Origin of the sequence: Hydrogenophaga sp. ZJX-1, from assembly GCF_048590325.1 — a bacterium.
Taxonomy (GTDB): Bacteria; Pseudomonadota; Gammaproteobacteria; order Burkholderiales; family Burkholderiaceae_C; genus Hydrogenophaga.
Genome location: NZ_JBMBRA010000001.1, coordinates 933417 through 957426, shown reverse-complemented (window position 1 = coordinate 957426; position 24010 = coordinate 933417). Strand labels below are relative to the sequence as shown.

Genomic DNA, 24010 nt, shown 5'->3' with positions numbered 1-24010 from the left:
CCTTTAGGTGGCTCACGCGATCAGGAGACACGTCTGCCTCGCCAGCACAGCAGGCTTGAACAGGGTCATCGAACTGCGCTGTCCCAGCCTTCAACTTGGCCTTGCCACGCTCGTCTGTGCCGTGAACTTGGAACCCATCCTGGGCCAGGTCGATGCCAACCGTCGTGATCTTCACGGTGGACGCCCTTTTCGGTTCAAGTGGCTGGAGACAATTCCACTTTGGCACGTTGGTGCCGGTACGGGTGGGGGCCTCGATCCCATTGCTCACGCACCCATCGCCAAACTGGGAATGGACCGGCAACGTGAAAGGGGTGCGGCAGAAATGAAAAAGCCTGCTACCGAATCAGTAGCAGGCTTTTCAACTCCCGCGAGGGGAATCTGGTGGGACGTGCGGGGGTCGAACCCACGACAAACGGATTAAAAGTCCGCTGCTCTACCAACTGAGCTAACGTCCCAACATACAAAAAAACACCAACGACAAACCGAATGCGAGACCCCAGATACCAGCGTCTGGTGGGGCGTGAGTGACTCGAACACTCGACCTACGGATTAAGAGTCCGCTGCTCTACCAACTGAGCTAACGCCCCATCTGGCCCCGCAAAGTTGGCTTTCGCCTCGTCGCCAAGCCTCAGATTATAACGTTATTTTTGAGCTGTTCTCAAGACTGGCAGGACTTTTTGAAACGCTCGCGATCGCGTTCATCAAGGCCCCTGCCGCAGCCATGCCGAAACTGGCGGTCACACTCACTGCCGATCCATAGCCGTGGCAATTCAACGATCCGTCTGGCGCGTCAGCCACTGCACACGATCCATCGGGCGGCAACACAGCCTCACGGCTGAAGACACAGCTCACGCCCATGGAACCGTTGCGTGCGCCGCCATGGTGTTTGCGCAACTGGTAACGCAACTGCGCCAACAAGGGGTCGTGCGTGACAACGGCCAGATCGGCCACTTCCATCGCATGGGCCAGTCGTTTTCCACCCGCTGCTCCGACGGTCACGAACGGCATCTTGTTGCCCACGGCCCAGGCGGCCAGCCTCGTCTTGGCCCGCATCTGGTCACAGGCATCGATGAGCCCCGTGGGCCGCATGTCCGCATCGCCCGGTGCACCATCCAGCAGCATGGGCCAGTTTTCTGGCGTCACAAACTCCTCGATCACGTCCACCACACAGGCCGGGTGGTACATCGCGATGCGCTCGCGCATGGCCAGTGCCTTGCTCTGCCCCAAGGTAACGTCCAGGGCATGAATCTGGCGGTTGATGTTGGATTCGGACACATGGTCCAGATCGATCAGGGTGAGGCGTCGGACACCACTGCGTGCCAGGGCTTCGACAGACCACGATCCGACACCGCCGATGCCAACCACCACCACATGTGCGTCAAAGATGCGTTGGGAGCCTTCCTGGCCATAGAGCCGGCGCAAACCTCCGAAGCGGCGTTCAAAATCGGGGGGCATGACAGGCGCGCTCGTTCCGTTCAGATCACTCACTCACGCTCCAGCAACCAGAGCTGAAAGCGCACACCGCCCATGGCGCCGAGCACGATGCCCGCCACCGCGATGGCGCTGGTGAGGCTCAGGGTGGACAACCCGGAAAGCCCCTGTCCCACGGTGCACCCCAAAGCTGTCACACCCCCAACGCCCATGCAGAACGCGCCACCCATGTGCAGGGCGGTGTCTTGCGTGCTGCGAAAACCTTCCCAGCGAAAACTGCCCCCCAGCCAGGCCTGTGCAAAGGCCCCGACCACCACGCCCGCCACGGTGACCACCCCCAGGGTCAGCACGTTGGACTTGTCGCTGAAAAGAATCAGCCAATCCAGGGTGTAGGCCATGGGTGCGGTGAAGGTCAGGGACTCCATGCGCCCGGTGTTGGTGGCGAGGTACACCGATTCCAGCGTTTCCGGATGTTCGGCCACAAACGCCATGTGACCGCTGACCCACCACATCGCAGCGATCACCAGCCCCAGACCCACACCACCCAGCAGGTTGTTGGCGCTGCGGAAATCTTCACCCATCAAGGCCCAGATGACCAGCGGGCCTCCCAGGATCAATGCGGTCAGCAGACCTGCGGTGCCAGGTTCCAGCCCCAGGGCTGACGCCATCCACATCGGCAGCGTGCCACCCGCCGCTATGTCGAAGGCCACCAGGTCAACGGTGTTGACACGCAGCACCGCGAGCACGCCGCGCAACGTGGCATATGCGGCAAAGCCCATGACAAAAAACACCACCAATGACTTCAGGCTGCCAGCCCCGATGCGCACCAGCGTTTTGCTGCCACACCCCGAAGCCAGCACCATGCCAAAGCCGAACAGGCTGCCACCCACGACAGCGGACAGCCAGATGATGCGGCCAGATCCGTAGATGGTCTGACTGGTGTCGATCCAGCCCAGCCAGCCCATGAAGTAAAAGCCCATCGACGCCACCCCCACCGCCATGCCCCACATGCGCATGCGCGTCCAGGCCCCCATGTTGATGATGTCGCTGATGGCCCCCATGGTGCAAAACTGGGTGCGCTGGGCAATGAAACCAAACACCACCGAAACCGCGAAGGCGGCCCAGAGAACTTGGGTATGCAGTGTTTGAATATCGGCGATGTCCATCATGGCCGACATTGTAGGAGGAGCCCTCCGGTCGCCCGGACCGGAAGGGCATGTGCACGAACCCGCCGCGATCAGCGCAGGCGGGCGAGACGCTCGCGTCCGGCCGCCGCGGCCTCGGATCGGGGATGGACCTTGATCAGGTTTTCCAGCGTGCGACGTGCGGCCTTGCTGTCCTTGAGTTCGATCTGGCTGTTGGCCATGGCCAGCAGAGCCTCGGGCGTGCGGGGATGATCGGGGAACTGGGTCGCCAGACGGCGGTGGCTCTCGATCGACTCCTTGTAGGCGCGGTTGGCGTACTGGGCGTTGCCCAGCCAGTACAGCACGGATGGCGTGTAGCCGCTGTCGGGATAACGGCGCAACAAGCCCGCATACCCCGCAGCGGCCGCACCAAACTCCGAACGGCGAAGCAGCTCCATGGACGCGTCGAAGTCACGCTTCTCCTCGGGCGACGCCGTGAACTCGCGGCCATCCAGAGAAACGGGCACCGGTTCAACCTGACGCAAGCGTGCATCCACGCCGGCCTGCGCATCCTTCTGTTGACGCTGGAGCTCGGAAACTTCACGCGCCAGCTGCTCATTCTGCCCACGCAGCCGCGCGATCTCGCCACTCAACTGTTCGTTCTGGTTGGACAACTCCAGCAGGCTGCGCTGGGTCGTGGCCTGGCTGTCCCTCAGCTCCTGGGCCATGCGAGACAAGCTGGCGGCAGTTGACTGGTTCTGGGTATCGAACTTGTTGCGCAACTCGATAATGGCCTTGCGCGCCTCATCATCGTCAAACAGGGCATGCGCCTGCAAGGGCCACAGGCTGCAGACCAGCAGGGCCGCAGCACTCAGGAGCGAAGGAACAGAACGGTTCATCAGGGACATCGGTTCAACGGTAGGTCAGTTCCACCCGACGGTTCTTGGCGTAGGAGACTTCGTCCATGCCCAGTGCCGCGGGCTTTTCTTCACCGAAACTCACCGGCTCCATCTGCGACTCGCTCACACCCATCAGGGAGAGCGAGCGGCGCACGGCTTCGGCGCGTTTCTGACCGAGAGCGAGGTTGTATTCACGACCACCGCGCTCGTCGGTGTGGCCTTCCAGTGCGATCTTGCGGCTGCTGTTGGCCTTCAGGTAACGGGCATTGGCCTCCAGGGTAGCGGCGTATTCGCCACGGACTTCGAAGCTGTCGTAATCGAAATACACCACGCGGGCCATGGCCTCGGGTTGCTGCGAATCCATGGAAGGCACTTCCACGCCCGACACGCCACGGGGGTCCACGCCGCTTCCGGTTCCGCCTTGACCCGCCTGCCCGGCCGCACCACCGGTGCGGTCTTCAACGGGCACATCGTCGAGCTTGACGCTGGAGCCGCAGGCGGTCAACGAGGCGACGACCAGCAGGCCGGCGAAACGGTTCAGCCACACGCGGTTGCCACGCTGGACGGTGGAGGTAGCTGGTTTGAATTTGTTGTTCATGGGTGTTTCCCTTTCTGGGCAGGTTTGAATGGAGGATGGATGGCAGAACGGGGGACTCTGAGGTCAGCGGGCAAACGGGCCCCATTCGGGCTCGCGAATGTCTCCCCCTGCACTGGCAAGCCGGGTCTTGATGCGCCCATCCACCGTGCTGGTCATGAGGGCCTCCTGCCCGCGGTCACGGGTGGCGTAGATGATCAGTCGGCTGTTGGGCGAAAAGCTGGGGCTTTCGTCGGCACTGGTCTCGCTCAGTGCCGTGACATTGCCCGAGGCCAGCTCCATGACGTGAAGGCGGAACGCACCACCGACACGCGAGATGAAGGCCAGCCAGCGGCCGTCCGGGCTGGGTGCCGGCGAGATGTTGTAGTTGCCCGAGAAGGTCACTCGCTGCGGATTCGTACCCTGCACACCCATGCGGTAAATCTGCGGCGAACCACCCCGGTCACTGACGAAGAAGATGCTGTTGCCGTCGGCGCTGAAAACGGGCTCGGTGTCGATGCTGCCCGACTGGGTCAGGCGGCGCGGTGCGCTGCCGTTGGCGTCCATGGCGTAGATCTGCGCATTGCCGGAGATCGACAGCGTCGCGACCAGTTGACGGCCATCGGGCGACCACGTTGGGGCACTGTTCGATCCACGGAAGTTGGCGAGCAGGCGGCGCTTGCCCGTGGCCACGTCGTGCGAGTAGATCACGGGCTTGCGCGATTCAAACGACACGTAGGCCAGTTGCGCACCACCCGGCGCCCAGCTCGGCGAGATGATGGGTTCGGGACTGGTCAGGGTCGCGCGGGCGTTCTCGCCATCGGCATCGGCCACCAGCAAGGTGTGTCGCTGCCCGGCCTTGGCCACATAGGCAATGCGGGTCGAGAAGACGCCCTTTTCACCGGTGAGTTTTTCGTACACGTAGTCAGCGATCCGGTGCGCAGCAAAACGCAGATCCGCGGTGGACACCGGGTAGCTCAGCCCACCCAGATCCTGGCCACGCACCACATCCCACAGCCGGAATCGCACGTCAAAGCGGCCATCGGCCAGACGCGAAACGCTGCCGGTCAACAGGGCGTCACTGCCCTTGCTGCGCCAGGAAGCAAACTCGGGACGCGAAGTTTCGTCGAGCCTCGCGGGCAAGGGCTCCACAAAGCGGAACTGCCCGCTGCGCTCCAAGTCGGCCCGCACGATCGCGGCCATGTCCTGGTTGACCAGGCCGTTGTCGCGGAAGCTGACCGCCGACACCGGAATCTGGGTCACCCCGGCACCGGAAACCTCAACGCGGAATTGGGCCAGTGCGTCCTGCAGTGGCCAGGTCATCAGGGGGAGTGCGGTGGCGTGCGCCAGAAGGGACCGCCGCGAGGGTTGCCAGTCAGATCGATTCAATGCCTGCATTCTTGATAGGTTGGGTGATGTGGCTGGAAACCGGATTGTGAATCCTGTTTTCCGGTTGCCAGCAGATAATACCGGAAGCACTTTCTGCACCCGTGACAAGTTGTGCTTTTTCTGTACAGGCCGTGCCCACTGGCACACTGTGCCCAGCCCAGCCACCCTACCCCGCCGTCCCAGGCCGCGCAGACTTGACCGATTCCAAAGCCCCCGGCACGCCGCCCGCCCGAACCATCACCCAGCGACTGCGCCAGTTCTGGCCGTACTTCCGCTCCGCCAAGAGCGGTATCGTGTTGGCGGCCATCTGCACCATCGTCGGGGCCTTGACCGAACCCCTGATCCCCGCTTTGCTCAAGACCTTGCTGGACCGGGGCTTTGCCGAGGGGAACATCGACCTGTGGATGGTGCCCGTTGCCCTGCTGGGGCTGTTTGGTGTGCGGGGTCTGGCGGGGTTTCTGGCCCAGTATGCGTTGTCCTACACGGCCAGTCTCGGACTGCTCAACCTGCGGCGGGCCATGTTTGCCCGGCTCAACGATGCCCAAATGACGCTGTTTGCCCGGCAAAGTGCCAGCAAGCTCTCGAACACCCTGGTCTATGAGGTGCAGACAGGGTCGACCATGCTGGTCAACGCCATGCTGAGCCTGACCAAGGACAGTCTGACGCTGTTGGCCCTGCTGGGCTATCTGATGTACCTGAACGGGAAGCTCACGCTGATCGTGCTGCTGCTGTTTCCAGGCCTGATTCTGGTGATGCGTGTGCTCTCGCGCCGGCTTTACCGCCTCACGCGTTCCAGCCAGCAGGCCACCGACGAACTGGCCTATGTGGTGGAAGAAAACGCACTGGCCCACCGCATGGTGCGCCTGCACGGTGCCCAGCAACGCCAGACCCAGCGTTTCGACGGACTCAGCGTTTCCTTGCGACGCCTGGCCCTCAAGTCCACTGTGGCCCACGCCGCCATGACCCCGCTGACACAGATGCTCGCCGCCGCAGCGTTGTCGGCCGTGATTGCTGTGGCACTGTGGCAAAGCGCCAGCAGCGGTGTGACCGTGGGTAACTTTGTGGCCTTTGTCACCGCCATGCTGATGTTGATCGCACCGATCCGGCACCTGGCCGAAATCGCCGGCCCGATCACCCGGGGTCTCGCCGCGCTGGAACGGGGTCTGGAACTCATTGATGAAACCCCTCCACAAGCCTCCGGCACCCACCGGGCGGATCAGGTGAAGGGCGCCATCACCCTGCGCGACGTCTGGGTGCGCTACCCGACGCGCGACGAGCAGCCGGACGACGGCCACATCAGCCGCAGTGCCCTGCGCGGCATCAACCTGAACATCCGCCCCGGTGAAGTGCTGGCCCTGGTGGGCCCCTCGGGTTCGGGGAAGACCACGTTGGCCAATCTGCTGCCACGCTTTGTCGAAGTGGACCGCGGCGAAGTGCTGCTGGACGACGTGCCCCTGCCCAGCTGGGATCTGGCCAGCCTGCGGCGCCAGTTCGCCATGGTCAGCCAGGAAGTGATCATGCTCAACGACAGCCTGGCGGCCAATGTGGCGCTGGGGGCGGCCGACGACCAGATCGACGAAGAGCGCGTGCGCGCAGCGCTGGCCTCGGCCAACCTGCTCGATCTGCTGGAACGCCTGCCCCGGGGCATGCACAGCACGGTGGGACACAACGCGGCCGAACTCTCCGGCGGCCAGCGCCAGCGGCTGGCAATTGCAAGAGCCATCTACAAGAACGCGCCCATCCTCATCCTCGATGAAGCCACCTCAGCACTGGACAACGAGTCCGAGCGGCTGGTGCAGGACGCGCTGTCGCGGCTCATGAAGGGGCGCACCACGATCGTGATCGCCCACCGGCTCTCCACCATCGAACATGCCGACCGCGTGGTCGTGCTGGCCGATGGGCAGATCAGCGAGATGGGCAGCCACGAAGAACTGCTCCGCAGCGACGGCCTGTATGCCCGGCTGCATGTGCAAAAGTTCACCCCCGAAGCCGACACGTAAAAAAGCCGGAAGCACCTCCAGGGTGCTTCCGGCTTCCAGGGCATCCAGAGATGCCATCAACTTCAGAAGTTGTACTGCAGGCCCAGACCGAAGTAGTCGACGTTACCCCAGCGTGGGTTGTTGGATCCGCGAAGCGGGAAGTGGTCTGCGTCGCCACGCACCATCAACTTCTCGGTCAGCGCGTAGGTGAAGCCAACACCCACAGTCGGTCGGGTCTGCGAGCTGGAATGGCTCGGCAGATCCGCAAACTGGCCACTGGTGTGCTTCACACTGGCCACACCCAGCTTGCCAAACAACCTCAGTTTTTCGGTCACGTTGCTGCCAGCCGTCATGCGCGCGCCAAACACCTTGGCCTTCGCGGACAAGTCCACGCCATTCAGCGCGGTGTACTCATGGCTCTTGCCGGTTTGATAAAAGAGTTCTGCGCCCAGAATGCTGTTGAATTGCAGACCGGCACCCATTTGCAGACCGATTTGACGATCGCTGTCGCCAACGAGGATGCTGCCATTCTGACCACGGTGCACCACGCTGTCGTTGACGACACCCAGAGTGCCGAACACGTAGGGTGTCATACCGGGAGCCGGTGGTGCAGGAGCCACCATGGGTGCGGCAACAGGGGCCGCTGCAACCGGCGCTGGTGCGGGCGCAGGCGCTGGAGCGGGAACCACGGCGACCGGAGCGGGCGCAGGAGCAACCACCGGCAGCGGCACGGCGCGCGGCATCGCGTCCGAGAAGCGGTTGTCGCACTTGGCCATGCTGGCTCGCACGGGCATGCCCGACTTGTCGGCATAGAGGTTGATGGGCATGTCGGGGCTGTAGGGCACGTACTTGCCAACCAGCGCCTTGGCCACACCGTTGCGGCCGTCCTTGCGACTCACACCCACGTCACAAGCACCCAGCTTGTACTGCGGCCCGAGGTCGGACAGGCGCGCGGTGCGAACTGTCGCCTCACCCTTGCGGCGCAGGGTGGGCATGGTGGTCGATGGTTCGTAGAAACGGGCCTGGCCCGCCTGCACTGCGGCGTCGCATTCTGCGGCCGTGTCGTATCCCACATTCCCGTGACCGTCATTGACCATACCGGCATGGCCGATCGAGGCTGCCAGCAAACCGCCGGCCAGCAGCACCGAATTCAATGGTGTGAGTTTCATGATTTCTCCAGACAAAAAAAGATAAAAAATACTAACGAAATGAAACATGTTTGATGAAAATGCACCCATCTCTTGTCACAAGCGAATTATCACGGCTTCAGACGCCATTACGGTAACAAAAGCTAAAACACAACGATGTGCGCCATCGCACAGACAGTGGGATGAAAAGCTTGTTTTGCGGGTGTTCCACCCGTTCGACGAAGGCCGCTAAAGCAACACGATGTCGTACTGTTCCTGCGTCATCGAGTTCTCGCTCTGAAGAGAGATGGGCTTGCCGATGAAGTCGGACAGTCCCGCAAGGTGCTGGCTTTCTTCATCCAGGAAAAGCTCGACCACCTTGGCCGACGCCACCACACGGAACTCGCGCGGATTGAAGGCTCTGGCCTCGCGCAGGATCTCACGCAAGATGTCGTAGCAGACACTCCGCGCGGTCTTCACAACGCCCTTCCCGCTGCACGCCGGGCACACTTCACTCAGCATGTGCGCCAGCGATTCGCGTGTGCGCTTGCGCGTCATCTCCACCAGCCCGAGCTGGGAGAAACCGCCCGTCATGGTTTTCACCCGATCGCGCGCGAGTTGCTTGCGAAACTCGGTCAACACCGCGTCCCGGTGGTCTTCGCGCACCATGTCGATGAAGTCGACGATGACAATGCCCCCCAGATTGCGCAGCCGAAGTTGGCGTGCGATCGTCTGCGCGGCTTCCAGGTTGGTGCGGAACACGGTGTCGTCAAAGTTGCGCGCGCCCACGAAGCCACCCGTGTTCACGTCCACGGTGGTCAGCGCTTCGGTCTGGTCGATCACCAGATAACCGCCCGACTTCAAGTCGACCCGACGGCTCAGTGCCCTTGCGATGTCTTCGTCGATGTTGAACAGGTCAAAAATCGGGCGCTCGCCGGTGTAAAGCTGAAGCTTCGCTGCGGTGTCCGGCATGAACTCGGCGGCGAAAGTCTGCAGCAACCCAAACTGCTCGCGCGAATCAATGCGGATGGACTGCGTCTGCGCACTCACCAGATCACGCAAGACGCGCTGCATCAGATTCAGGTCTTCGTGCAGCAGCGTGGCCGCCGGCTGGCGTGTGGCGGCTTCCTTGATGCGCTGCCAGGTCTTGCGCAGGTAGCCAATGTCCTCCCTCAGCTCCTCGTCGCTTGCGTCTTCGGCGTTGGTGCGGAGGATGAAGCCCCCGGTGGCGCTGCCATCCTGCGGCACGGCCAGGCCCAACACACGCTGGCGCAGGGCCTCGCGCTGGGTCGGTGGAATTTTTTGCGACACACCGATGTGATTGTCCTGGGGCAGAAACACGAGCAACCGCCCGGCAATGCTGATCTGTGCCGTGAGGCGAGCACCCTTGGTACCGATCGGGTCCTTGAGCACCTGCACCATGAGCGCCTGGCCCTCAAAGATCTGCCGCTCGATGGGCAACACGGGGTTGGGTGTGAGCACCCTGGTGCTGGATCCGTTTTCGCCATGGGCGCCGCCTTCGGCACGGACGTTGTCTCCCCCTCCTTCCACAGGCACTGGCGCCTGGTTGCGGTCGCGGGGCGCCGCGTGCTTGGCGGCGATGTTGGGCATCAGGTCGGCCACATGCAAAAAGGCCGCCCGGTCCAGGCCAATGTCGATGAAGGCCGACTGCATGCCCGGCAGCACGCGAGAGATCTTGCCCAGGTAGATATTGCCCACCAGGCCACGCTCCAGCGTGCGTTCCAGGTGCACTTCCTGCACCGAGCCCTGCTCCACCACCGCCACCCGGGTCTCCTGGGGCGCCCAATTGATCAAGATGTCCTGGCTCATGGGGATCGTTTGTCTCGAATTCTGGAAGTTCGCGGGGTCAAAGCAGTCGCACCCCGGCCGCACCGAGCACCTGCGCCGTCTCGTGTGCGGGCAGGCCCATGATGCCCGAATAACTGCCACTGATGTGGCTGGTCCACAGCGCCGCGTGGCCCTGGATCGCGTAGGCGCCGGCCTTGCCCATGGGTTCACCGCTGTCGACGTAGCGGCGGATCTGCGCCGCCGTCAGGGGTGCAAAACTGACCCACGAGGTGGACAGCGAGGCCCATTGACGGAGACCACGTCCCGCCGGTTTGCCCACCGCCACGGCGGTCAGCACCCGATGACGACGCCCCGCCAGATCGGCGAGCATGCGGCATGCCTCGTCAGCATCACCCGGCTTGCCCAGGATGCGCCGACCCAGCGCCACGGTGGTGTCGGCACACAGCACGGGCGCGGGCGGCAAGCCCCGGCGCTTGAGCCGGGTGAGCGAGGCCTGGAGCTTGAGCCCGGTCACCCGTTGCACGTAGCTGGCCGGCGCTTCGCCAGGCAACATCGCTTCAAGCGCCTCGACGTCTTCGTCGGCATCGGGCAGCAGCAGTTCACAGCGCACACCCCATTGCTCCAGCAACTGCAGACGGCGCGGGCTCTGGGAGGCGAGGTAAATGAATTCGGACATATGGATCAATAAATAAAGTCGCTCCACCGCCGGGCCGCCCCGACCAGATGCCGTCGATCACTCTCGGTGGTATGGGTGGTTGGCGTTGACCGACCATGCCCGGTACAGCTGCTCGATCAGCAGCACCCGCACCATCGCGTGGGGCAAGGTCAGATCCGACAGACGGATGCGCTGGTGCGCCGCGGCTCGAAACGCTGGCTCCAGACCGTCGGGCCCGCCAATGACCAAGGCCACGTCGTCGCCTTCCAGCTGCCATTGCTGCACCTGTTGGGCCAGGGCTTTGGTCGTGAACGTGGTGCCACGCTCGTCCAGCACCACCACACGGCAACCACGCGGCAAGGCCGCCTGGATGCGCTCGCGTTCGGCAGCCAGCAGCGTTTCCAGGCTCTTGGACCCGCGAGGCTCGGTCTTGACGGTCTTGATCTCCACCCGCAACTCGGGCGGGAAGCGCTTGGCGTAATCGTCGTAGGCGGTCTGAGCCCAGTCGGGCATGCGCTGCCCGACCGCGACGATCAGCAGCTTCATGCCTTTTTCTTGGGTGCCACGTGGGCCACTGGGGCGCGCTTGGCCGCCGGCTTGGTCGCACTCTTGGCTGCGGTTCTGGCTGTCTTGGGCTTGACCACCACGGTCTTCAACGGCGCCTTGGCGGGTGATGCCTTGGCCGCGGTCTTGCGGGCGGCTGGGGGCGCAGTCTTCTTGACAGCGGTCTTTGCGGCTGTTTTGGCCGCGGTCTTGGCCACCGCTTTGACACCAGCCTGTGTGCCGGGTTTGGCGGCGGTTTTGGCTGGCGCAGCAGCAGCCGCAGCGGAAACCGCCTTCGCCGCCTTGCGGGCCACCGACTTCGCGTCGATCGGTTTCACGTCCTTCTGCTCGCCCTTCTTGGTGGTCTTGCTCGTGGCCTTCTTGGCCGCGGTTTTGGCCACAGGCTTGGCTTCCGCGACCTTTTCGGCGCCGTGCTTCAAGCGCACCGGCTTGGCACCCCAGATTTCTTCCAGGCGGTAGTACTGCCGGATGACCGGCTGCATCACATGAGCCACGGCCGCGCCACAGTCCACGATGATCCATTCGCCGTTTTCTTCGCCTTCGATGCGTGGCTTGTCGAAGCCTGCTTCACGCACGGCATCGCGCACGCTGGATGCCAGCGCTTTGGTCTGGCGGTTGGAGGTGCCGCTGGCGATGATCACCCGCTCGAACAGTGGCGAGAGGTGTTCCGTGTTGAAGACCACGATGTCCTGGCCCTTGACGTCCTCAAGCCCCTCCACAATGGCACGTTGGAGTTTCTGGATGTCTTTTTTGGCTGTGATTTCGCTGGTCATGAAGGCTCTTGATAAAGGTGATGGAGTGAAATATAGCTTGCGACGGCTTCGGGCACCAGAACCGACAGCGAGTTGCTGCGGTCCACGGGCTGGCCCACGTGGGCACGCACGGCGGTGGCACTGATGTTCTGGAGTGGCATTTCAAGGCGCCGGAAAGGCAGGTCCACAGAGGAAAGGTCCGCCTCAAGCGCATGCTCGAGCAAGGCATCGGCACCGGTCTCTGCGGCACGGTTCGCAACGGCCAGGGTGGCCAGATCCAGCACTTCGGACCACCGAACCCAACGCTTGAAAGCCAGCAACTGGTCAGCGCCCAGCACCAGAAACAGTTCAGCCCCGGGATATTCAACCGACAGTTCGCGAAGGGTATCGGCGGTGTAGCTCGGGCCGTCGCGCTGGATTTCGCGGCGGTCAATGCGGGTGCGGGGCAAATCGCCGAAGGCCAGCTCACACATCGCCAGGCGGTGCTCGGCCGACGTCAACGAACGCGACTTGTGCCAGGCCTGACCGGTCGGGAGGATGTGCAGCAGGTCGAGATCCAGCTGGCTCAATGCCGTTTCCGCCAGCGTGCGGTGCGCCCGGTGCGGCGGGTCAAACGCGCCGCCGAACATGCCCACGCGCAGGGATGCAGCTGGAGACCGATCCGGTTTCGCCTCGTTGCTGGAATCGCCTGTCAAATCCAGTCCTTGCGCACCAGGAAGTCGGTGTTCAGGCGCGCCTCTGGCGAACCTTTCGGTTCCTGGCGCTGGTAGGACCAGCTCACCAGCGGCGGCATGGACAGCAGGATCGACTCGCTGCGCCCGCCCGACTGCAGACCAAAGTGCGTGCCGCGGTCCCAGACCAGATTGAACTCCACATACCGGCCGCGGCGGTAGAGCTGGAAATCGCGCTCCCGTTCGCCGTAGGGCGTGTCCTGGCGGCGCGCCACGATGGGCAGGTAAGCGTCCAGAAACGCGTCGCCCACCGAGCGCAGCATGGCGAAGCAGCCATCAAAGCCGAACTCGGAAAAATCGTCGAAGAAAACCCCGCCCACACCACGCTGTTCGCCGCGGTGCTTGAGGTAGAAATACTCGTCACACCACCGCTTGAACCGGGGGTACTTGTCGACACCGAAGGGATCGAGAGCGGTTTTGCAGGTGGTGTGGAAATGCACCGCATCTTCTTCAAAACCGTAATAAGGCGTGAGGTCCATGCCGCCGCCAAACCAGCACACCGGCTGTCCATCCTTGGGCATGGCAGCGATCATGCGCACGTTCATGTGCACCGTGGGCACATAGGGGTTGCGCGGGTGGAACACGAGTGAAACGCCCAAGGCTTCGAACGGTGCCCCGGAGAGCTCGGGCCGGTGCTGCGTGGCCGAGGGCGGCAGGCGCGGGCCGGTCACGTGCGAGAAACCGCAGCCAGCGCGCTCGAACACGGCGCCCCCTTCCAGTATCTGGGTGATGCCCTGCCCCTGCAGGGATTCGCCGGCGGGTTTCTTCCAGTGATCGATCACAAAGCGGCCACCATCGACCATGGCCACGGTCGAGGTGATGCGGTCTTGCAGACCCGTCAGGTAGTCGCGCACGCGCTGCGTCTGTTGGCTCATGATGTCTTTTTGAAGTCTGAGGACCCGCAGGCCTCAGACGGCCCTGAAGCCGATGTCACGGCGGCACTGCATGCCGTCGAACCGGATGCCGTCCACCACGCTATAGGCCTTCTTCTGTGCAGCGGCCACGTTGTCGGCCAGCGCTGTGACACACAGCACCCGACCACCCGAAACCTCGACCGAGCCCCCCGGTCCGCTGGTGGTGCCCGCGTGGAACACCATGGCATCGGCCGCGTCGGCAGGCAGTCCGGTGATGGCATCGCCCTTCCGGGGGGTGAGCGGATAGCCCGCCGCGGCCAGCACCACGCCCAGCGCCACGCGCTGGTCCCAGTCCAGCGTCACCTGATCCAGTTCAGCACGGGTGGCCAACAGCAGCACCTGCGCCAGGTTGCTCTTGAGCCGCATCATGATGGGCTGCGTTTCCGGGTCGCCCATGCGGCAGTTGAATTCCAGCGTCTTCACGCGGCCGTCGGGCGTGATCATCAGGCCAGCGTAGAGGAAGCCCGTGTAGGGGATGCCGTCGGCGGCCATGCCGCGCAGCGTGGGCAGGATCACCTCGTCCATCGCGCGCTGGTGCACCGCGGGCGTGACCACCGGCGCCGGCGAATACGCGCCCATGCCACCGGTGTTCGGGCCCTGGTCGGCGTCGAGCAGCCGCTTGTGGTCCTGGCTGGTGGCGAGCGGGAGCGCGTTCACGCCGTCGCACAGCACGATGAAACTGGCTTCTTCGCCTTCGAGGAATTCCTCAATGACGACACGGGCACCGCCCTCGTTGTGCGCCACGCCCAGGGTGTTTTCCAGCAGCATGAAGTCGATCGCTTCGTGCGCCTCGGACAGGCTCATGGCCACGACCACGCCCTTGCCGGCGGCCAGCCCGTCGGCTTTCACCACGATGGGCGCGCCCCTGGCGTCCACGTAGGCGTGCGCCAGAACCGGATCGGTGAAGGTCTGGTACTCGGCCGTGGGGATGCCATGGCGCTGCATGAAGGCCTTGCTGAACGCCTTCGAGCTTTCCAGCTGCGCCGCCTTCTGCGTCGGGCCGAAGATGGCCAGGCCATGGGCCCGGAACTCGTCAACCACACCCGCAGCCAGCGGCGCCTCGGGGCCGACCACCGTCAGACCAATGCCGTTGGCCTGCACCCATTCGCGCAGGGCCACCTTGTCGGTGATGGGCAGGTTGGTCAACTGCGCATCACGCGCTGTGCCGGCGTTGCCGGGCGCCACGAACACCTGCTCCACACCCTCGGACTGCTTGAGCTTCCACGCCAGCGCGTGTTCGCGGCCTCCGCCGCCAATCACCAGGACTTTCATTCGTTGATCTCAGCGTTGTGGAAGACTTCCTGCACATCGTCCAGGTCTTCCAGGACATCGAGCAGCTTTTGCATGCGCGCAGCGTCTTCCCCCGTGAGGGGAATGCTGTTCTCGGCACGCATCGTCACTTCGGCCACTTCGGGCTTCAGTCCGGCCGCTTCCAGCGCGTTCTTCACCGCTTCGAAGTCCGTGTAAGCGGTCAGCACCTCGATGGCGCCGTCGTCATCGGTGATCACGTCCTCGGCACCGGCTTCCAGGGCCACTTCCATGACCTTGTCCTCCGAGGTGCCGGGCGCGAAGATGATCTGGCCACAGTGTTTGAACTGGAACGCCACCGAGCCGTCGGTCCCCAGGTTGCCGCCGAATTTGCTGAACGCGTGGCGCACCTCGGCCACGGTGCGCACCTTGTTGTCGGTCATGGTGTCCACGATGATGGCCGCGCCGCCGATGCCGTAGCCCTCGTAACGGATCTCTTCCAACGCCTGACCTTCGAGGTTGCCCGAGGCTTTGTCCACGTTGTACTTGATGCGGTCCGCCGGCATGTTCGCGGCTTTGGCCTTGTCGATCGCCAGGCGCAAACGTGGGTTCATCGCCGGATCGCCACCACCCGTGCGCGCGGCCACGGTGATCTCACGGATGACGCGTGTCCAGATCTTGCCCCGCTTTTCGTCTTGACGGCCTTTGCGGTGTTGAATATTGGCCCATTTGCTGTGTCCAGCCACGAGTGAGTCCTTCTTTCTGACCAGGATTTGGTCTAATAACCAGCGATTTTACTTTTACCCACTTCTCCCATTCCCCTGCCCACAGGAAGGACGCCGCCATGGCCGAACCGATGCTGATTGCCCAGAACGCAAACACCACCTGCCAGCTGTTGCCCGGGCTGGCCAACCGGCACGGCCTGATCACCGGCGCCACGGGAACCGGCAAGACCGTGAGCTTGCAAACACTGGCGGAACAGTTCTCCAACATCGGCGTGCCGGTCTTCATGGCCGACGTCAAAGGCGATCTCACCGGCATCAGCCAGATGGGCAGCTTCGGCGAAAAGATCAGCGCCGTCCTGAAGGACCGCGGCATCACCCTGCCCGCCTCGCAGGCGTGTCCCACCACGCTGTGGGACGTGTTCGGCGAACAGGGCCACCCGGTGCGCGCCACGGTGAGCGACATGGGGCCGCTGCTGCTGGCGCGCATGCTGAACCTGAACGACACACAGGCCGGCGTGCTCAACCTGGTGTTCAAGATCGCCGACGACAACGGCCTGCTCCTGCTCGACATGAAAGACCTTCGGGCCATGCTGCAGCACATCGGAGACAACGCGAAGCAGTTCACCACCGAATACGGCAACATCAGCGCGGCCAGCGTCGGCGCCATCCAGCGTGGCCTGATGCAGGTCGAACAACAAGGTGGCGACAAGTTCTTTGGCGAGCCCATGCTCGACATCAGTGACTTCATGCAGACGGTCGACGGCAAGGGCGTGGTGAACATCCTGGCGGCCGACAAGCTGATGAACTCGCCCCGACTCTACGCCACCTTCCTGCTGTGGATGCTGTCCGAGCTGTTTGAGCAACTGCCCGAAATCGGCGACCCGGAAAAGCCCAAGCTCGTGTTCTTCTTCGATGAAGCCCACCTGCTGTTCAACGAAGCGCCGAAGGTGCTGATCGAGCGCATCGAGCTGGTGGTGCGCCTCGTGCGGTCCAAGGGCGTGGGCGTCTATTTCGTGACGCAGAACCCGCTGGACATTCCTGACAGCGTGCTCGGTCAGCTCGGCAACCGCATCCAGCACGCGCTGCGCGCCTTCACCCCGCGCGACCAGAAGGCCGTGAGGGCAACGGCTGAGACCATGCGCCCCAAGGCCGGTCTGGACATCGAGGCCGCCATCACCGAACTCGCCGTGGGCGAGGCGCTCGTGAGCCTGCTTGACGCCAAAGGCCGCCCGAGCGAGACCGAGCGCGTGTATGTGGTGCCGCCCGGCAGCCAGCTCGGCCCGATCACCGACGCACAGCGCCAGCAACTGCTGCGTGACTCTCTGGTCGCGGGGGTGTACGAAAAAACGGTGGACCGCGAAAGCGCCCACGAGATCCTGCGGGCCCATGTGGACGCGCGCACGGCCGAGGCCGCGCCTGTTGAAGCTGGCGGCGTGAAGACACCGCGCATTCCCGGCGCTGCCAAAAAAGAAGCCGAGGCCGAGCGCGGTGGCTTCGGCGGCATGGTCAACGAAGCCCTGTTCGGCCGCACCGGCCCACGAGGCGGTCAATACGATGGGCTGGTGCAGACCATGGCCAAGACGGCTGCGCGAAGCGTGGCCAGTGGCATCGGGCGGCAAATCGTGCGGGGGGTCTTGGGGAGCTTGCTGGGCGGCAAGCGCTGAACCTGCGTCCCTTGCCCATTCCCGCATTCTTTTCGGCTCGCCGCGTGGGTCTGCTCAAAGCGCTGCTGTACGGCCTGCTCACCCTGGTCGTTCTGGTCCTGATCGGGGCCCGGTTCGGCGGGCTCGGTGGCCATCGGCCTTCCGATCTCGGGGTGACACAGGGACGCTTGAAACCACCGTCCCTCACGCGCAACAGTGTCTCCAGCCAGGCCGACCTGTATCCGGACCACCCGCAAAAGGTCCACGCGCTCATAGCGCCCCTGCCCCTCAAGCACGGTGACGCCACGACCTCGCTGCGCACGCTGGCCACCGTGCTGCAGACGCAGCCCGGCATCACGCTCATCGAGCAGCGACCGGACTACCTTTACGCACAGGCCCAGACGCGCTGGCTCAGGTTCGTGGACGACCTCGAGTTCTGGTTCAACCCGGCACGGGGCGTGATCGAGGTGCGCAGTGCCAGCCGCCTGGGTCGCGAAGACGCCGGACTGAACCGCCGGCGCATGGAGAACATCCGCGCGGCCTATCTGCGCCAATGAACCACCTGCGAAGCCGATACCCCATCGGCGACCCGATCAACCATTTTTTCTGGATGTTCCATGCCTCGAAAAATGATCCCTTCCCGTGCCGCCCTCCTGGTGCTGACCGCGGGGCTCAGCGCCTGCGGCGGTGGCGACTCTGACGACGGCCCGGGTGACGCCACATCGGCGCTCAAAGTCGCCAGCTGTGGCCGTGAAGGTGGCCCGTTGCGCATCATGCCCTTGGGCGATTCGATCACCCATGCCGAGGCGGGGCACAACAGCTACCGCCGGGTGCTCTGGCAACGCCTGAACGCAGCGGGCTGTTCAGTGGACCTGGTGGGCAGCCGCTCCGGCGTCTCCAGCGGCTACCGCGACAGCCCACAAACCAGCGCCCCCGACCCGGACTTCGATCCCGACCATGAAGGCTACTGGGACTACCGGGCCCACGAGCTGGCGCCCCAGGTGGCCGGCAAGGTCGGCAGCGCCCGCCCCGACGTCGTCCTCCTCCATCTGGGCACCAACGACGTGCTCGATGGCCAAAGCACCGCCGGCATCATCGGGGAACTGGGGAGCGTGATCGACGCCATCCGGGCGGGCAAGGCCGACACCCACATCGTGCTGGCCAAGATCATTCCCGCCGCCCCCGACACGGCGGGAACAGCGGCCCTGAACCGGGGTATCGATGGTCTGGCAGCGTCGCGCAACACCGCGCTCTCGCCCATCGCCGTGGTGAACCAGGCGGCGGGTTACTCGGTGGCAGACAACTACGACGGCGTTCACCCGAACGCCACCGGCGAGGCCAAGCTCGGGAATCAATGGGCCGACACCGTGCTGGCCTGGCGGACGCGCTGACCTGCCGATGACCAAAAAAGAAGGCCCGGATGCCCGGGCCTTCTTTTCTTGCATCTGCCAGGGCTCCCGGCATCAACCCGCCGTGGCTTCCTCGGGCTTGGCCTTGCCTTCCTTCTTGGGCAACGGCTGGATGTCCAGCTTGACTTCCTGGGTCTCCTTGCCGGCTTCGTCGGTTTTGGTCTCCAGGTCCACCGTGAGGCGGCCTCCGTCGGTGAGACGACCAAACAGCAACTCGTCGGCCAGCGCACGGCGGATGGTGTCCTGAATCAGGCGCTGCATCGGTCGCGCGCCCATCAGCGGATCAAAGCCCTTCTTCGCCAGGTGCTTGCGCAGCGCGTCGGTGAAGGTGACCTCGACCTTCTTCTCGGTCAGCTGGCCTTCAAGCTGCAGCAGGAACTTGTCGACCACGCGCATGATGACGTTTTCGTCCAGCGCCTTGAAGCCGACCATGGCATCGAGCCGGTTGCGGAACTCGGGCGTGAACAGGCGCTTGATGTCGGCCATTTCGTCGCCCGCCTCGCGCGGGTTGGTGAAGCCGATGCTCGCCTTGTTCATGGTCTCGGCTCCCGCATTGGTCGTCATGATCACGATGACGTTGCGGAAGTCGGCCTTGCGTCCGTTGTTGTCGGTCAGCGTGCCGTGGTCCATGACCTGCAGCAGCACGTTGAAGATGTCCGGGTGCGCCTTTTCGATTTCGTCGAGCAACAGCACGCAATGGGGCTTCTTGGTGATGGCTTCGGTCAGCAGGCCACCCTGGTCAAAACCCACATAGCCGGGAGGCGCACCGATCAGGCGGCTCACGGCATGGCGCTCCATGTACTCCGACATGTCGAAGCGGATCAGGTCGATGCCCATGATGTAGGCCAGCTGCTTGGCCGCCTCGGTCTTGCCAACGCCGGTGGGGCCGCTGAACAGGAAAGCACCGATCGGCTTGTCGCTCTTGCCCAGGCCCGAACGCGCCATCTTGACGCTGGAGGCCAGCACTTCGAGGGCTTTGTCCTGACCGAACACCACGCTCTTGAGGTCGCGCTCCAGGGTCTGCAGCTTGCCACGGTCGTCGTTGGACACGTTCGCGGGCGGGATGCGCGCGATCTTGGCCACGATCTCTTCGACCTCGGTCTTGCTGATGGTCTTCTTGCGCTTGGACGCGGGCAGGATGCGTTGCGCCGCACCCGCCTCGTCGATCACGTCGATGGCTTTGTCGGGCAGGTGGCGGTCGTTGATGTACTTGGCGCTGAGCTCGGCCGCAGCCTGCAGGGCCGCCAGGGCGTACTTGACGTTGTGGTGCTCTTCAAAGCGCGACTTCAGCCCTTTGAGGATGTCCACGGTCTGCTCCACCGTCGGCTCCACTACGTCGACCTTCTGGAAACGGCGGCTGAGCGCGGCGTCTTTTTCGAAGATGCCGCGGTACTCGGTGAAGGTGGTCGCGCCGATGCACTTCATCTGGCCACTGGACAGCGCGGGCTTCAGCAGGTTGGACGCGTCCAGCGTGCCGCCCGATGCCGCACCGGCGCCGATCAGGGTGTGGATCTCGTCGATGAACAGGATGGCGTTGGGCTTGTCCTTGAGCGACTTGAGAACACCTTTCAGACGCTGCTCGAAGTCGCCACGGTATTTGGTACCCGCCAGCAGTGCGCCCATGTCGAGCGAATACACCTGGGCTTCGGCCAGGATTTCCGGCACGTCGTTCTGGGTGATGCGCCAGGCCAAGCCCTCGGCGATGGCGGTCTTGCCCACGCCGGCTTCGCCGACAAGCAGCGGGTTGTTCTTGCGGCGGCGGCACAGGATCTGGATCACGCGCTCGACTTCGTAGTCGCGCCCGATCAGCGGATCGATCTTGCCGTCTTTGGCGAGCTGATTCAGGTTCTGGGTGAACTGCTCCAGCGGCGACGCCTTTTCATTCTGCTTGGCTTCGCCCGCCTCTTCGTTTTCGGCCGCGCTCTCGCCGGGCTTGCTCGCCTCGGGTGGATCGCTCTTGCGGATGCCGTGGGCGATGAAGTTGACCACGTCCAGCCGGGTCACACCCTGCTGGTGCAGGTAGTACACGGCGTGGGAGTCCTTTTCGCCAAAGATCGCCACCAGCACGTTGGCGCCGGTGACTTCCTTCTTGCCGTTGCCTGTGGACTGCACGTGCATGATGGCGCGCTGGATCACCCGCTGGAAACCCAGCGTGGGCTGCGTGTCCACCTCGTCGGTGCCGGCGACCTGGGGCGTGTTGTCCTTGATGAAATTCGTCAGGGACTTGCGCAGGTCGTCCACGTTGGCCGAGCAGGCGCGCAGCACCTCGGCGGCGCTCGGGTTGTCGAGAAGGGCGAGCAACAGGTGCTCCACCGTGATGAATTCGTGTCGCTGTTGCCGGGCCTCGACGAAGGCCATGTGCAAGCTGACTTCAAGTTCCTGGGCAATCATGGACACATCCTTTGGGCTGGTGGTGGTTTGAAACGCTGGGGTCCGGGTACGTAAGTTGTATCGGGTGGATGGCCATCAAATGGGGCGGATCTGGCTTTATTCAATCGGCTCGCTCAAACACTGCAACGGATGCCCCGCGTTCCGGGCAGCCTGCGACACCTGGTCGACTTTGGTGCTGGCCACATCGCGCGTGTATATCCCGCAAATGCCTTTGCCTTCGAGGTGTATCTTGAGCATGATCTGGGTCGCGGTTTCACGGTCCTTGCTGAAATACTCCTGAATGACGTGCACAACGAACTCCATGGGGGTGAAATCGTCGTTGAGCAGCACCACCTGGAACATCTGGGGGGGTTTGGTGCGCTGCGCACGCCGCTCAAGCACCACCGAATCGTCGTTGCCCACACTGGGAGGCGCGACGGGTGTTTCGGGTTTCTTGGGGTTCTGGGTAGCCATGAAAATCATTCTAGCGGGGTGCACGCGTCCCTATGTGCTGCTCGGGATATGTATTTGCCATGACAACACGGCGTTGCTGCCCACCCAGTCGGTGAAGGGGCGACATTGGCAGGGGCAAAGACGCGGCGCGGCATGTCCCATTGTGTCGTTTCGACGCAAAAGAAAACCGCCGAGGAAGGCTTCTTCCGGGCGGTTTTTCCAAGGGTTCTGCCCGGCACCGGCTTCATTGACCGGCGCTGAGCGGAATTGGCGCGTTACATATTGTCGATCATGACCTGGCCAAAGCCCGAGCAGCTCACCTGGGTGGCGCCGTCCATCAGGCGGGCGAAGTCGTAGGTGACTTTCTTGCTGGCGATGGACTTCTCGATCGAACTGATGATCAGGTCGGCGGCTTCGGTCCAGCCCATGTGGCGCAGCATCATTTCAGCCGAGAGGATTTCGGAACCGGGGTTCACGTAGTCCTTGCCGGCGTACTTCGGCGCCGTGCCGTGCGTGGCTTCAAAGCAGGCCACGGAGTCGGACAGGTTCGCGCCGGGGGCGATACCGATGCCGCCCACCTGGGCCGCCAGCGCGTCGGAGATGTAGTCGCCGTTGAGGTTGAGCGTCGCGACCACCGAGTACTCGGCCGGGCGCAGCAGGATCTGCTGCAGGAAGGCGTCGGCAATGCTGTCCTTGATGACGATGTCTTTGCCGGTCCTGGGGTTCTTGAACTTGCACCACGGGCCGCCGTCGATCAGTTCGGCACCAAACTCCTTCTGCGCCAGCGCGTACGACCAGTCGCGGAAGCCGCCTTCGGTGTACTTCATGATGTTGCCCTTGTGCACGATGGTCACGCTGGGCTTGTCGTTGTCGATCGCGTACTGGATGGCCTTGCGCACCAGGCGCTCGGTGCCTTCGCGCGACACGGGCTTGATGCCGATGCCCGAGGTGTTCGGGAAGCGGATCTTGGTCACGCCCATCTCTTCCATCAGGAACTTGATGAGCTTCTTGGCCTTGTCGGACTCGGCCTCGTATTCGATGCCGGCGTAAATGTCTTCCGAGTTCTCGCGGAAGATGACCATGTTGGTTTTCTCGGGCTCTTTCACGGGCGAAGGCACGCCCTTGAAGTACTGCACCGGGCGCAGGCAGACGTAAAGGTCGAGTTCCTGGCGCAGCGCCACGTTCAGCGATCGGATGCCGCCCCCCACTGGCGTGGTCAACGGGCCCTTGATGGAGACCACGTATTCGCGCAGCGCGGCCAGGGTTTCTTCGGGCAGCCAGACGTCGGGGCCATACACCTGGGTCGACTTCTCACCGGCAAACACCTCCATCCAGTGAATCTTTTTCTTGCCGCCGTAGGCCTTGGCCACGGCTGCATCGACCACCTTGAGCATCACGGGGGTGATGTCCAGACCGGTGCCATCGCCTTCGATGTAAGGGATGATCGGTTCATCCGGCACGTTCAGGGACATGTCGGCGTTGACGGTGATTTTTTCACCCTGGGCTGGAACCTTGATGTGCTGGTACATGGAAACGGGTCTCCGTATGGGATGCATTGTCGAACGCTTCTGAATCCAGTGTTCCCGCGCATGGCGCCGGGGTGGACCTCAATAATTCTAGTCCTGATCGAATGGCCCGGATGCCGGATCTGACCCGGGGAAATCGCCGATCACGGACCTGTGCGCGGCGCTTGACGGACAATGCGTTTTTCACCCGATCACATCGACTGCCCATGAACCGATTGCTCGTTTGCCTGTCCTGCCTGCTGGCCCTGTTGACCGGGCCTGCGTGGTCCCGTGATGCACCCCAGCTCCAACTGCCCCGCGTCACCCTCACGGCTGGCATGCACCTGATCCAGGCCCAGGTGGCAGCCACCCCGGAACAGCGATCCATCGGGCTCATGTTCCGCGAGGACATGCCTGGCGGTGAAGGCATGCTGTTTGTCTTCGAGCAACCCGCGGGCCAGTGTTTCTGGATGAAAAACACCCTGCTGCCCTTGACCGCCGCCTTCGTGGCCGATGACGGCACCATCGTCAACCTGGTCGACATGAAGCCGCAAAGCCTGGACTCACACTGCTCGACACGACCGGTGCGCTATGTGCTGGAGATGCATCAGGGCTGGTTTGCCAAGCGGGGCATCCAGGCCGGCTTCCGGCTGAGCGGCGCACCGTTCGACGGACGCAAGTAGGTCGCGGGCGATCTGCCGGCCCCTGC

The 24010-nt window shown here is 63.5% G+C and carries 22 protein-coding genes and 2 tRNA genes; 5 read left to right on the top strand and 19 right to left on the bottom strand.

The genetic code is table 11. The annotated features are described in order from the left end of the window. Window positions 1-379: 379 nt before the first annotated feature. The 7 genes from ACN5W5_RS04680 to tolB form a co-directional block, all read right to left on the bottom strand. A tRNA-Lys gene (locus tag ACN5W5_RS04680) sits at window positions 380-455 on the bottom strand. 56 nt (window positions 456-511) lie between these two features. Further along, a tRNA-Lys gene (locus ACN5W5_RS04675) sits at window positions 512-587 on the bottom strand. 46 nt (window positions 588-633) lie between these two features. Beyond that, window positions 634-1455 (bottom strand): tRNA threonylcarbamoyladenosine dehydratase, encoded by an 822-nt coding sequence (locus ACN5W5_RS04670; RefSeq protein ID WP_420047378.1) that lies wholly within the window; start codon window positions 1453-1455, stop codon window positions 634-636. A 29-nt stretch (window positions 1456-1484) separates the two neighbouring features. Further along, window positions 1485-2600: a YeeE/YedE family protein gene (locus ACN5W5_RS04665; protein WP_420047377.1), complete on the bottom strand. Its 1116-nt coding sequence runs from the start codon at window positions 2598-2600 to the stop codon at window positions 1485-1487. Window positions 2601-2668: 68 nt separating this feature from the next. Next, the gene (gene ybgF / locus ACN5W5_RS04660) at window positions 2669-3454 is read right to left on the bottom strand and encodes a tol-pal system protein YbgF (protein WP_420047376.1); all 786 of its coding nucleotides are present in this window, start codon (window positions 3452-3454) and stop codon (window positions 2669-2671) included. Between the two features lie 13 nt (window positions 3455-3467). Continuing rightward, window positions 3468-4052: a peptidoglycan-associated lipoprotein Pal gene (gene pal, locus ACN5W5_RS04655; protein WP_420047375.1), complete on the bottom strand. Its 585-nt coding sequence runs from the start codon at window positions 4050-4052 to the stop codon at window positions 3468-3470. Between the two features lie 63 nt (window positions 4053-4115). Beyond that, window positions 4116-5351, bottom strand: coding sequence for a Tol-Pal system beta propeller repeat protein TolB (gene tolB / locus ACN5W5_RS04650; RefSeq protein ID WP_420047374.1), 1236 nt, complete (start codon window positions 5349-5351; stop codon window positions 4116-4118). Window positions 5352-5611: 260 nt separating this feature from the next. On the opposite strand from tolB, the gene msbA reads away from it, so the two are divergent. Next, entirely contained in the window at window positions 5612-7417 is a 1806-nt protein-coding gene (gene msbA / locus ACN5W5_RS04645) for a lipid A export permease/ATP-binding protein MsbA (protein WP_420047373.1), read from the top strand. Between the two features lie 62 nt (window positions 7418-7479). On the opposite strand, the gene ACN5W5_RS04640 is transcribed toward msbA, so the two are convergent. The 9 genes from ACN5W5_RS04640 to ACN5W5_RS04600 all read right to left on the bottom strand — a co-directional run bounded on the left by ACN5W5_RS04640 (window position 7480) and on the right by ACN5W5_RS04600 (window position 15942). Then, window positions 7480-8565, bottom strand: coding sequence for an outer membrane beta-barrel protein (locus tag ACN5W5_RS04640; RefSeq protein ID WP_420047372.1), 1086 nt, complete (start codon window positions 8563-8565; stop codon window positions 7480-7482). A gap of 207 nt (window positions 8566-8772) precedes the next feature. Next, entirely contained in the window at window positions 8773-10353 is a 1581-nt protein-coding gene (locus ACN5W5_RS04635) for an Rne/Rng family ribonuclease (protein WP_420047371.1), read from the bottom strand. Between the two features lie 37 nt (window positions 10354-10390). Then, complete coding sequence (locus tag ACN5W5_RS04630; RefSeq protein WP_420047370.1) at window positions 10391-11008, bottom strand: Maf family protein; 618 nt, start codon at window positions 11006-11008, stop codon at window positions 10391-10393. 57 nt (window positions 11009-11065) lie between these two features. Beyond that, a complete protein-coding gene (gene rlmH / locus ACN5W5_RS04625; RefSeq protein ID WP_420047369.1) occupies window positions 11066-11533 on the bottom strand; it encodes a 23S rRNA (pseudouridine(1915)-N(3))-methyltransferase RlmH in 468 nt (155 codons plus the stop codon). Continuing rightward, entirely contained in the window at window positions 11530-12324 is a 795-nt protein-coding gene (gene rsfS / locus ACN5W5_RS04620; RefSeq protein ID WP_420047368.1) for a ribosome silencing factor, read from the bottom strand. The genes rlmH and rsfS overlap by 4 nt, the downstream gene beginning before the upstream one ends. Further along, window positions 12321-12998 (bottom strand): nicotinate (nicotinamide) nucleotide adenylyltransferase, encoded by a 678-nt coding sequence (gene nadD, locus ACN5W5_RS04615; protein ID WP_420047367.1) that lies wholly within the window; start codon window positions 12996-12998, stop codon window positions 12321-12323. The genes rsfS and nadD overlap by 4 nt, the downstream gene beginning before the upstream one ends. Further along, a complete protein-coding gene (gene hemF, locus ACN5W5_RS04610) occupies window positions 12995-13909 on the bottom strand; it encodes an oxygen-dependent coproporphyrinogen oxidase (protein WP_420047366.1) in 915 nt (304 codons plus the stop codon). The genes nadD and hemF overlap by 4 nt, the downstream gene beginning before the upstream one ends. 33 nt (window positions 13910-13942) lie before the next feature. After that, the gene (purD, locus tag ACN5W5_RS04605; protein WP_420047365.1) at window positions 13943-15220 is read right to left on the bottom strand and encodes a phosphoribosylamine--glycine ligase; all 1278 of its coding nucleotides are present in this window, start codon (window positions 15218-15220) and stop codon (window positions 13943-13945) included. Then, window positions 15217-15942: a YebC/PmpR family DNA-binding transcriptional regulator gene (locus ACN5W5_RS04600; protein WP_420047364.1), complete on the bottom strand. Its 726-nt coding sequence runs from the start codon at window positions 15940-15942 to the stop codon at window positions 15217-15219. Before ACN5W5_RS04600 ends, purD begins: the two co-directional genes overlap by 4 nt. 98 nt (window positions 15943-16040) lie before the next feature. On the opposite strand from ACN5W5_RS04600, the gene ACN5W5_RS04595 reads away from it, so the two are divergent. Genes ACN5W5_RS04595 through ACN5W5_RS04585 form a run of 3 tightly spaced genes read left to right on the top strand, consistent with a single transcriptional unit; the run spans window position 16041 to window position 18955 of the window. Continuing rightward, window positions 16041-17585: a helicase HerA-like C-terminal domain-containing protein gene (locus tag ACN5W5_RS04595; RefSeq protein ID WP_420047363.1), complete on the top strand. Its 1545-nt coding sequence runs from the start codon at window positions 16041-16043 to the stop codon at window positions 17583-17585. Between the two features lie 11 nt (window positions 17586-17596). Beyond that, on the top strand, window positions 17597-18121 hold the full coding sequence (locus tag ACN5W5_RS04590) for a DUF1499 domain-containing protein (RefSeq protein ID WP_420047362.1): 525 nt from the start codon (window positions 17597-17599) through the stop codon (window positions 18119-18121). Window positions 18122-18181: 60 nt separating this feature from the next. Further along, window positions 18182-18955 carry an SGNH/GDSL hydrolase family protein gene (locus tag ACN5W5_RS04585; protein WP_420047361.1) on the top strand — a complete coding sequence of 258 codons (774 nt, stop codon included), beginning with the start codon at window positions 18182-18184 and terminating at the stop codon, window positions 18953-18955. A 72-nt stretch (window positions 18956-19027) separates the two neighbouring features. Here the strand turns inward: ACN5W5_RS04585 and clpA are convergent, their stop codons facing one another. The 3 genes from clpA to icd form a co-directional block, all read right to left on the bottom strand. Continuing rightward, complete coding sequence (gene clpA, locus ACN5W5_RS04580; RefSeq protein ID WP_177134359.1) at window positions 19028-21364, bottom strand: ATP-dependent Clp protease ATP-binding subunit ClpA; 2337 nt, start codon at window positions 21362-21364, stop codon at window positions 19028-19030. A gap of 96 nt (window positions 21365-21460) precedes the next feature. Next, on the bottom strand, window positions 21461-21817 hold the full coding sequence (clpS, locus tag ACN5W5_RS04575) for an ATP-dependent Clp protease adapter ClpS (RefSeq protein ID WP_177134361.1): 357 nt from the start codon (window positions 21815-21817) through the stop codon (window positions 21461-21463). 254 nt (window positions 21818-22071) lie between these two features. Next, complete coding sequence (gene icd, locus ACN5W5_RS04570; RefSeq protein ID WP_177134363.1) at window positions 22072-23325, bottom strand: NADP-dependent isocitrate dehydrogenase; 1254 nt, start codon at window positions 23323-23325, stop codon at window positions 22072-22074. A 203-nt stretch (window positions 23326-23528) separates the two neighbouring features. Here icd and ACN5W5_RS04565 point away from each other — a divergent pair, with 203 nt between their 5' ends. After that, window positions 23529-23984 (top strand): DUF192 domain-containing protein, encoded by a 456-nt coding sequence (locus ACN5W5_RS04565; protein WP_420047360.1) that lies wholly within the window; start codon window positions 23529-23531, stop codon window positions 23982-23984. The last annotated feature ends 26 nt before the right edge of the window (window positions 23985-24010 follow it).

Excerpts from the sequence above, each read along its gene's own strand:
- ACN5W5_RS04670 (WP_420047378.1), bottom strand. The coding sequence starts at position 1,455 with ATGCCCCCCGATTTTGAACGCCGCTTCGGAGGTTTGCGCCGGCTCTAT.
- ACN5W5_RS04665 (WP_420047377.1), bottom strand. The coding sequence starts at position 2,600 with ATGATGGACATCGCCGATATTCAAACACTGCATACCCAAGTTCTCTGG.
- ybgF (WP_420047376.1), bottom strand. The coding sequence starts at position 3,454 with ATGAACCGTTCTGTTCCTTCGCTCCTGAGTGCTGCGGCCCTGCTGGTC.
- pal (WP_420047375.1), bottom strand. The coding sequence starts at position 4,052 with ATGAACAACAAATTCAAACCAGCTACCTCCACCGTCCAGCGTGGCAAC.
- tolB (WP_420047374.1), bottom strand. The coding sequence starts at position 5,351 with ATGACCTGGCCACTGCAGGACGCACTGGCCCAATTCCGCGTTGAGGTT.
- ACN5W5_RS04640 (WP_420047372.1), bottom strand. The coding sequence starts at position 8,565 with ATGAAACTCACACCATTGAATTCGGTGCTGCTGGCCGGCGGTTTGCTG.
- ACN5W5_RS04635 (WP_420047371.1), bottom strand. The coding sequence starts at position 10,353 with ATGAGCCAGGACATCTTGATCAATTGGGCGCCCCAGGAGACCCGGGTG.
- ACN5W5_RS04630 (WP_420047370.1), bottom strand. The coding sequence starts at position 11,008 with ATGTCCGAATTCATTTACCTCGCCTCCCAGAGCCCGCGCCGTCTGCAG.
- rlmH (WP_420047369.1), bottom strand. The coding sequence starts at position 11,533 with ATGAAGCTGCTGATCGTCGCGGTCGGGCAGCGCATGCCCGACTGGGCT.
- rsfS (WP_420047368.1), bottom strand. The coding sequence starts at position 12,324 with ATGACCAGCGAAATCACAGCCAAAAAAGACATCCAGAAACTCCAACGT.
- hemF (WP_420047366.1), bottom strand. The coding sequence starts at position 13,909 with ATGAGCCAACAGACGCAGCGCGTGCGCGACTACCTGACGGGTCTGCAA.
- purD (WP_420047365.1), bottom strand. The coding sequence starts at position 15,220 with ATGAAAGTCCTGGTGATTGGCGGCGGAGGCCGCGAACACGCGCTGGCG.
- ACN5W5_RS04595 (WP_420047363.1), top strand. The coding sequence starts at position 16,041 with ATGGCCGAACCGATGCTGATTGCCCAGAACGCAAACACCACCTGCCAG.
- ACN5W5_RS04585 (WP_420047361.1), top strand. The coding sequence starts at position 18,182 with ATGCCTCGAAAAATGATCCCTTCCCGTGCCGCCCTCCTGGTGCTGACC.
- clpA (WP_177134359.1), bottom strand. The coding sequence starts at position 21,364 with ATGATTGCCCAGGAACTTGAAGTCAGCTTGCACATGGCCTTCGTCGAG.
- clpS (WP_177134361.1), bottom strand. The coding sequence starts at position 21,817 with ATGGCTACCCAGAACCCCAAGAAACCCGAAACACCCGTCGCGCCTCCC.
- icd (WP_177134363.1), bottom strand. The coding sequence starts at position 23,325 with ATGTACCAGCACATCAAGGTTCCAGCCCAGGGTGAAAAAATCACCGTC.
- ACN5W5_RS04565 (WP_420047360.1), top strand. The coding sequence starts at position 23,529 with ATGAACCGATTGCTCGTTTGCCTGTCCTGCCTGCTGGCCCTGTTGACC.